The following is an 8,969-nucleotide window of genomic DNA, read 5'->3' as shown; positions in this document are numbered from 1 at the left end:
TGAGTTTCTGTGAATGTGTTTCGTTTCATAGCAGATTAAAATTAGAAAATTTGTCTAATTCATCACCACTCTGTTTTTAGGGAAGCTTACAATCATTGCTAACTTTCCGATCAACTATCTTTGCGTAAATTTGTGTAGTCTTCAAATCTTTATGCCCAAGCATCTTGGAAACAGTCTCGATCGGCACATCGTTTGATAGAGTGATTGTCGTCGCGAAAGTATGCCTGGCCAAATGGAAAGTTATGGGCCGATTAATTTGACAGACGTCTCCAATTTCTTTCAAGTAGGAATTCATCTTCTGGTTAGTAAGTACAGGAAGGAGGCGCGCCTCGTTTACAAACGCAGGATCGTCTTTGTACCTTTCTATTATGTTTGCTGGAACAGCCAAGAGCGGAATTCACGAGGGCGTCCCAGTTTTCTGCCTTTTGATGGACAGCCATTTTTTGCCATCAAAGCCAACGATTATATCCGACTGCCGAAGTTTTTGCACATCCATATATGCCAAACCTGTGTAGCAGCAAAAAAGAAAGATATCCCGTACTCGTTGAAGTCGGAAGTTATCAAAGTTCTTGCTAGAAATACGCGAGAGCTCGTCTTCATCTAGGGGCGATGGTCTACATCCTTAAAGGAAATTTTGTACGCAAAAAAAGGATCTCTACTTAGCCAGCCGAACTTTACGCATAGCAGCACGACCTTCTTTATCTACTTGAGATACCTCATCGCAGTGTTGTGCGAAATATGCCTAGTCACTTTCAGATAAATCGCATAATGGGAAATAAATCCGTAGTCAAGGCGCTCGATCGGCAAATCCTTCACTTTCAACTTATGTAGCAAAAACTTCATCACATTCCCTCGCGCAGCCTCATAGCGATTAAATGTAGTTATAGAGTAATCTTTTCCTACAAGGGCAAGCATCTGGTCATTGTGCTCCCTGAAAACATCCAGAATCATGACAGGTTTTTCTTCAATTCCTAAGAACCTGTCTTTAACCAGCTGCACGGTCGCGACTTTACCACCGTCTAGAAGGGCACATTGAATCTCAAAAATTTTAATCTGGAGGCTATCAAGGTAAGCATTTAGGCTTCTCACTTCCTCCTTTTGGCCAATCTTTCCCGCAAATAGATTGGACAATTACCTGACTTATAACCCTATGGCTTTTTAAGATAGAATAATAAATTAAAACTCTTATTTACCATGACAAATCCTGTTTTAGTGAATAAATATAGGATTTGCAGGCCATCCATGTCAAGATGTTTACCTAGTGAACAAGTTGGCACTCAAAATTTTGAAGCATTTCTGGTGAGTACTTTCATCAAAATAGACTGACTCTCGCTTTACTCACCAAGATTATGCGGAAAATTGAATAATTTCGGTTGATTTTTAAAATGACAAAACCCCACAAATAACTGATTTGCAGGGTTTGTCATTTTTTGATTATCTTACTTGTGCACCCTACGGTACAAAAGTCGAACCTTTTGATCGAAGATTTGAGGAAATTGGCGGCGCTGTTTGAACATAGAAATTGAGGCTAATAATAAAACACTCCTAACAGCCTGTATTTTGAAACAAATTCCACATATTCCTTGCCAAGTTATAACTGTTGGCAAGTGTCTTGAATTGGTTGAAACTTCCCGTTGGGAACGAATAGTTGTAGTTCCTACTGTCATCCGACTGAGAGGAAACACACCACATAGTCGCGCAAGGTGCGTACATAATATCATCTACTTAGCTACAATCGAAAACTTCAAAAGATAATAATACTATTGAGGTTCAGTTTTCGAAATTCCAGCAATACCGCCAAGTCGTAAATGCATTCACTGCACATCTCTCTGTATACTAGCTAAAGATTTCACTGTCCATAGGTACAGCAATCGACGAAATTCAGTTTTTCCACTCACTTCTAACTTGCGGATAATATTCTTCCGGTGCCGTTTAACAGTTTCGAAAGCAATATTTAACGAATCAGCGATTTCCTTACAAGAGTAATCATTGAGAGTCATTAATAGTATCTTGCGTTCTTGCGAAGTTAATTGCGCAAGAGCAGGAACATCGTTGGGTGAAGGTAAATTAAATCGGGGCATTAATGAACTCATAATCATACTCTTAAATATTGAATATCTGTTAATAAAGTGGGACAATACACCTGGATTCGTTCGCTTGAGTGCTATAAAAGAATATTATTTTAAACTTAATGTGTTCTAACGCATATCATTAAAAATAGTTCTACAAAGCAAATTTACAGATGTGCAAATGGCAATTACCCCTAAGGGGCAATTTAGGAGCAGTTTGGGGGCAGCAAAAACCTAAAAATGAATAGTCTGTTCTTTTGTAAAATAGTTAAATACTGCCTTGTTCTATTTTGAAACAACAATTTTCGATTATTCCATCGATACAAATGGGGCCTTTTCCAGGCGCAGCAGACTTGTTACCATTGCTCATTTTAGAGTTTTATCCTTTGTTAATAAGCTGACACATCTCCTGGCAAGTTAAGGCGTTACTTTGCTTCTTATCACTACCCCTAAAACACCCCCAACTTGCCCCTTCCGGGTGATTGAAACCCGACGCGGAGAACCTCAATTTTGTCCTCCATATAGTGCCTGCCAAAGCTTGCACTGAAGACATTTTCCAATTTTTTCCGCGAAGCCTTGAGTATGAATTATCTTTATCGATGGCTGGCCCTGGGTTGGCTAGCTACTACCTCCTATTTTGGCCTGGCACAGACTCCCACGGCCAATTACATCATCAGCCGCACCTATAAGCAGGCTGGCATTACCGAAAACCTGGCTGGTACCAACTTTACTGCTACGGCCAATCAGGCTGCAAGCCAGCTCTCCTACTTCGATGGGCTAGGCAAGCCGACCCAACAAGTAGCTGCCTTTGGAGCCGGCTCCAAGGCCGACATCGTCACACTAATCGAGTATGACGCACTGCAGCGGCCCGTCCGGACATTTTTACCCACAGCGATGAATTCCAACGGTGGACAGCTTCGCGAAAGCAGTGATATTAAAGCCAGAGCCAAAACCTACTACACCGACACTGAAAAGGTGTCAGCTCCAATTGCAGCTAGTGCTGTCCCAGAAACATTTTCAACCCAAACTTTTTACGAAAGTGCGCCGCTCAACCGGATTACCGGCAGTAAAGCACCAGGGGCCACTAACAATTCTACGCAGTTCCATGGTGTAAACGTAGCCAATGAAGTCAAATACTACCGGGCCAATGGCACAGGTCTGGTCGATATTCTGTCGAACAGCACATACGCGGCTGGCGAGTTGACTTACACGCGCACTGTTGACGAGGCAGGTGGCAGGGTGACCCAGTACCTGGACCGGCTTGGCCGGGTCGTTCTCAAGCGGACACTTACCAGCAAAATTGTTCAGGGACTCCCTCAGGATGTTAATCTGGACACATACTACGCCTACGATGAGAAAAATCAGCTTCGGGCAGTACTCCAACCGGGCTATCAAAACGAAGCGGATCTGAGCCGGCATGCATTCCTGTACCGCTACGATGAGTACGGACGGGTGGTTGAAAAAAAACTACCTGGCAGCAATGCCAATCAAATTGATTACATCGGTACCACGGACCTGCCTAAAAGCAGCACCGATGGCCGCGGGCAGAAGTTTTATTATATCTACGACAACCTTAATCGTCAGATCGAGATGGGTCTGTGTAAGACGGGCAATTGCGACACCCCGGAACCGCTGCTGAAGACCTACTACGACAACTATGCATTCACTCCTTTTCGAGCCTATGCCGCCGAGCCTGGCATGACCGGCGTTGCCTTTGCGCAAACCCCGACGGCCAACCGTATAGGTTTGAATACCGGCCAGGATGCCAGGGTATTGCTTCCCAATGGCGGCTATGGAGCGTGGTTGCAGACCGTGATCTATTACGATGACAAGCAGCGGGTTATCCAGACACTACGCCAGTTGTACGGATTTAGCAGTAGTGCTTTTGAGCGTGTGAGCTATAAACTGGCCTTCGATGGCAAGCCCGAGCAGGAATGGACTACACAGGAGACCGGCAGTGTAACCTACAAGGTGGCCAAGACGTTTACTTACGATCATGGCGACCGGCTAAGCAAGACCGATGTGATACTTTATGAAGGAGGTGTTCAGAAAAAAACCTACACCCAGGCGGAACAGCTTTATAATGAAGTGGGTCAGGTGGGGACCAAATCCCTGCACGCAGGAGTGCAAATTCTGGGCTACAAGTACACACCGCGAGGCTGGCTAGGCAATGAGCAAACCAGCACGGGACAGCCTTTTACGTTGGGCTTGAATTACCAGGACAACGGTAATATCAATAGCCTGTCGTGGGCAACCAAAAGCAATAGTGGCGGAATGAGTTTAAGCTACGACAAATCCAGCCGACTGACAGGCGCTACGGGTACCGGCAATTTTGCGAACTACGACGAATCGCCTATCAGCTACGATGCTAACGGAAACCTGGAAAGCCTGACGCGCAAGTACAATACTGCTACCATCGACCAATTAAGCTATTTGTATCGCGGCAACCAATTACACCGTGTGAACGACGCGCAGGATAATCAGAACCAAGCTGTTAAAGGGTTTCTCAATGGAGCCAACGCGGATGACGAGTTTGTCTACGACGGCAATGGAAACCTGGTCCGGGATTTAAACCGGGGCATAGGAACTAATACGACCGACGGGATCAATTATAACTTACTGAACCTGCCCCGGCTTGTCGTGCGTAACGGCCGCACGGTACAGTATACGTATGATGCCAGTGGAGTAAAAATTAAGAGTGAAGCGCCGGATAACGTCAATACATATTATGCGGGAACGTTCGAGTATCGCGCGGAGAACAGCTTGCTGCGCATTGGTGTAGAGGAAGGGCAGATTGTCAAAGACGGGACAAACTTCCTGCCTCAATACTATCTGCGGGATCATCTTGGAAACGTGCGCTCGGTGATGGATGAGACCGGCAATGTGATCCAGGAGACGGAATACTACGCGTTTGGTTTACCGATACAGCGAACAGGGGTTGATAAAAACAAGTATCTTTACAACGGGAAGGAGAAACAGCCTGAGACGGAATGGCTAGATTATGGTGCGAGGATGTATGATCCAAGCATTGGTAGGTGGATGGCGGTCGATCCTCTGAGCGAGCTCGATGAGAATGTGTCACCGTATACTTATGTGTTAAATAACCCGGCAATAATGGTTGATCCATTGGGCATGCACCCTGATTCAGGAGCTAACTACGCGCCGGGCACGAATGTCGAAACCCAATATGGATCATATACGTGGACTGGGGAGAAATGGATAACTCACTGGGAGAAGTCAGAGGATTCAGGTACAACACCTACCCTTTATGTTCCAAAATTTGGCAAAAGTAGCGGGAATAGTCAGCTACGTCCAAATTTTGATTCTGAAGTAATGAAAAGTGCCGCTCCCCTGTCCTGGTCAAATTTGGGAGATGCAAATACAGTGTTTGGAACAGCGGTTGGTTATGCGACAGATATAAAAGGGGTGAAGGCGTATCGCCTTTTGAAAAATATGAAACCAAAATTTTACCTTACAGAATGGAAAACTATAAATGGGATGAAAGTTAGTAGTTTAGCAACACTCGGAAAATGGTCGACAGTCGCTAGTGTAGGGTTTGACGCAATGGCTTGGAGCAACGGTGAACAAAGTGACCTCAAAACTATGACCAATATCGGTGTTACAGCGGCAGCAGTCTTAATTGGCTCAGTGGAAGGCTTTGTTCTGGGTGCCGGCTACACTATTATTGACAAAACTATTGGATGGGAAAATGCGATGGAGCAAGGAGCTAATTATCAAAAACAAGAAAGAGCATTAGGGTTACCCACAAGACCTTACTGACACAAATCTCTATGGAACCTTTCAGATATTTATACTATCAAACTTATCGATTGTTGGTTAGTACAAAGATCAATCCCGATCCCAAGGATAATGCAATATATTTTCTGTTAATTTTTCAGATACTTAACGGGGTTACTGTATACGTTTTCATTCGAGAGCTTTTCGATATTGAAGCACTTAGAAATAGCGTATTCGAAAAGATATTCCCTTTGATACTGGCAGGATTGTTATGGCGTGCAAATGTGACATTGATAAATTTTGAGGAGGTTCATAATAAATACAAGCGAGCTGGAATCGTCGGTTTACTAGTTTTATTTTTGTATTTGACCTTATCCTGCGTGTTGCTCTTTTATGTAAAAAGATTTTAGACACCATTTCAAAAACTGGTAAATAAACAAAAACAGTCTATATCGCGTAAGAGCCTTTCAACTCTTGCCAATATAGACTGTTTTTTATATACAGTCCCCTCCCATTACATTACACTCCCTATCCCCAGGAAGACTATCCCCCCTAAAATACACCCAAACTAACCCCAAGGGAGCATTTTATCCCAGGTCTTGAAGCACCAATTTTGTTGGAGTAGAATCCCTTTTTTCCAACAAACTGCTTTTCCATAATCTTTCTCTAAGTATTTCCGTCTTTTTTATGAAACAGCTGTATTTATTAATCCTGGTTAACCTTTGTCTTGCTACTCAGAATCCTCTGTTTAGCCAAGTGTCAGGCTATGTCCATCGGTATTCATCTCCTCAACTTTCAAGAGACCGACCCATTGGGGGTTTTACGAAAGTGAGTGTCAGAGCCTATGATGCTCAAGGTAAATTTCTTACCTCCGCTTCCTCCGATGCGATGGGGTATTACCAACTCGACGTGCCTGACGGTCAGCGCGTTCGGCTTGAATTCGACCAACTACCACAAGGATTTAGCCCAGCTCCCGGCCAAAGCAGGGTAAAGTTTCTCACAAGTCCTGCGTCGGCCAATCTGGACTTATGGCAACCTGGTCAATTTGTTGGCGGCCATCCCCGGGCCGTCCAATCGCTCTATACAACGAGCAATCCAAAAAAGACTGGGGAACCGCAGGCTGCTTTGGTAAGTTACCAGGCCGGCGATTCGACAACCGGAAAAGCAATAACACTGGCCAATTCCGCCCAGGTAGGTTCTTTATGGGGCATAGCTTACGATCGCACCAGCAGACGACTCTTTGCCACCGCGTTTGCAAAGCGCCACAGCCCGGCAGGTCCCCTGGGGCTTGGCGGCATCTACGTAATTAATCCTGAAAAACAGGATGTAAAGCCATTTGTTGATTTATCAGCGTTAGGAATTCCAGCGGCACCCGCTAATTACCTGCGCGATGTATCCAGCAAAGAAAGCGTGTTCAGTCACGACTCTCTGATGTTTTCGTTCGTCGGTAAAACCGGATTGGGCGGCATTGATGTTTCCGACGATGGGCGGGATCTTTGGGTGATTAATCTATTCGACCGTAAGCTCTATAAAATCGCCCTTTCGTCCACTGAACGAGCACCTACGGCAGCCGACATTGCAGGTTACGCCGTTCCCTCAGTCGGACGTAACGGAGTAACCAGGCCTTTTGCCGTGAAATTTTATGGGGGCAAAGTTTACGTAGGAATTGTCAGCGACGCTACTGGTGAAAAAGCAAAAGATGCCGACCTGAGTGCAACCGTATTGGCTTTCGATCCTGTTCGCCAGAAATTTGAGACGGTCTTCAGTATGCCCCTTAATTACACGAGAGGCACGCTTGACTACGGTGTATCCGGATGGCGTCCCTGGACTGATGATTATCAAAAAGCCGTTTTGGCAAACAACAGCGGGTGGATGATTTATCCTCAACCAATTCTGGCCGACATTGAATTTGATACGGATGGATCTATGATTTTAGGCCTGATGGATCGCTTGGGTCATCAGACGGGTGAGGGGCAACTATACCGGCCCAAAGGTATGCGCCAACTTCAACAGGTCCGTGGCCTGGCGGGCGGCGATGTGCTCCGCGTTGCCTACCGTGGCAACGAGCGGGCAACAAACCGGTATGAATTAGAGCATAATGGTCAGGCTGGCGACCGGATATCTGCCGGCCAGGGTAATGGAGAAGGCCCCCAAGGCGGTGAATTTTACTTCGGCGACGCCTTTAAAGCCAGTGGGATAACCTGGCACCAGGAAACCGCGGCGGGTGGATTGGCACTTCTGCCGGATCAGGACCAACTGCTGGTAGCGGCCAGGGAGCCTGAGCAGGGAGGATATTTGGGTGGAGGAGTCAAATGGTTTGACAATAGTACCGGCGCAGCCGTAAAGGGCCTCTCGCTGCTACCTAAAAACCAAACTAATCCGTTTGGTAAATCCAATAATGTCGGGGACATAGAATTAATCACCGAAGTACCTCCTACCGAAATAGGTGATCGCATCTGGCAGGATTGCGATGAAGATGGCATTCAGGACGCAGATGAAACCGCTTTGGCAAATATAAATGTAGGTTTGTTTCAAGGCGATGCGTTGCTGGCTACTGTCAGGACGGATAGCCTCGGACATTACGCCTTCAACGATACGCTGGTGTTAGGAGGTATTAAACCCAGGACGGCATACGAGCTTCGGGTCGCCATCAGGCAGGCTGCATACGCCGAACTAAAACCAACTAATAGCCTGCAAGGTAGCAATCGCGAGATCGACAGTGACGCCATGTTAATTAACCAATATGCCGTTATCAAATTCACGACAAATGCTCCGGGTGAGAATATTCATGACTTAGACTTTGGTTTTCGCTGCTTAGATAAACCTCAGGTAACCGCCAGATTAACTGCCGAAGAACAGGCTGACACGCTGGATTTGGAGAATCGGGGTCTGGTTGTGTCACCAAATCCTGCATCAGATTACGTACTTATTCGTTACCGCAGTAAAAACAATCAGGGAAGTATTCAACTCGTGCTGACGGACATTAACGGCCGCCCTTTGATGACTCAGCGCGCCGACTTGAATGAAGGGCGCTACCAAAGTAAATTTAACCTGACTCATCAGCCACCCGGCAGTTACATTATCGCGATTCAAGACGGTAACATGAAAGTCTCCGAAACGATTATCAAGCAGTAAACCAATCCCATTCTTATTTAGTCCTCA

5 protein-coding genes are annotated in these 8,969 nt (G+C 45.7%); 2 read left to right on the top strand and 3 right to left on the bottom strand.

Annotated elements, in window-relative coordinates:
- Positions 1–76: 76 nt before the first annotated feature.
- The 3 genes from LZD49_RS09920 to LZD49_RS36030 all read right to left on the bottom strand — a co-directional run bounded on the left by LZD49_RS09920 (position 77) and on the right by LZD49_RS36030 (position 2,081).
- Positions 77–295: a tyrosine-type recombinase/integrase gene (locus tag LZD49_RS09920; protein ID WP_234667197.1), complete on the bottom strand. Its 219-nt coding sequence runs from the start codon at positions 293–295 to the stop codon at positions 77–79.
- Positions 296–702: 407 nt separating this feature from the next.
- The gene (locus tag LZD49_RS09915) at positions 703–1,131 is read right to left on the bottom strand and encodes a phage integrase SAM-like domain-containing protein (RefSeq protein ID WP_234667181.1); all 429 of its coding nucleotides are present in this window, start codon (positions 1,129–1,131) and stop codon (positions 703–705) included.
- A 683-nt stretch (positions 1,132–1,814) separates the two neighbouring features.
- Entirely contained in the window at positions 1,815–2,081 is a 267-nt protein-coding gene (locus LZD49_RS36030) for a helix-turn-helix transcriptional regulator (RefSeq protein ID WP_409021310.1), read from the bottom strand.
- A 570-nt stretch (positions 2,082–2,651) separates the two neighbouring features.
- Between LZD49_RS36030 and LZD49_RS09910 the strand changes: the two genes are divergently transcribed.
- Together LZD49_RS09910 and LZD49_RS09905 are read left to right on the top strand one after the other, a co-directional pair.
- Complete coding sequence (locus LZD49_RS09910; protein ID WP_234667180.1) at positions 2,652–5,849, top strand: RHS repeat domain-containing protein; 3,198 nt, start codon at positions 2,652–2,654, stop codon at positions 5,847–5,849.
- Between the two features lie 645 nt (positions 5,850–6,494).
- The gene (locus tag LZD49_RS09905; protein ID WP_234667179.1) at positions 6,495–8,942 is read left to right on the top strand and encodes an SdrD B-like domain-containing protein; all 2,448 of its coding nucleotides are present in this window, start codon (positions 6,495–6,497) and stop codon (positions 8,940–8,942) included.
- Positions 8,943–8,969: the final 27 nt, after the last annotated feature.

The sequence above is a fragment of the Dyadobacter sp. CY261 genome (assembly GCF_021440085.1).
Lineage (GTDB): Bacteria > Bacteroidota > Bacteroidia > Cytophagales > Spirosomataceae > Dyadobacter.
The sequence above is the reverse complement of the archived record's forward strand: the minus strand, read 5'-3'. Positions and strand labels throughout refer to the sequence as shown.

Excerpts from the sequence above, each read along its gene's own strand:
- LZD49_RS09920 (WP_234667197.1), bottom strand. The coding sequence starts at position 295 with ATGAATTCCTACTTGAAAGAAATTGGAGACGTCTGTCAAATTAATCGG.
- LZD49_RS36030 (WP_409021310.1), bottom strand. The coding sequence starts at position 2,081 with ATGCCCCGATTTAATTTACCTTCACCCAACGATGTTCCTGCTCTTGCG.
- LZD49_RS09910 (WP_234667180.1), top strand. The coding sequence starts at position 2,652 with ATGAATTATCTTTATCGATGGCTGGCCCTGGGTTGGCTAGCTACTACC.
- LZD49_RS09905 (WP_234667179.1), top strand. The coding sequence starts at position 6,495 with ATGAAACAGCTGTATTTATTAATCCTGGTTAACCTTTGTCTTGCTACT.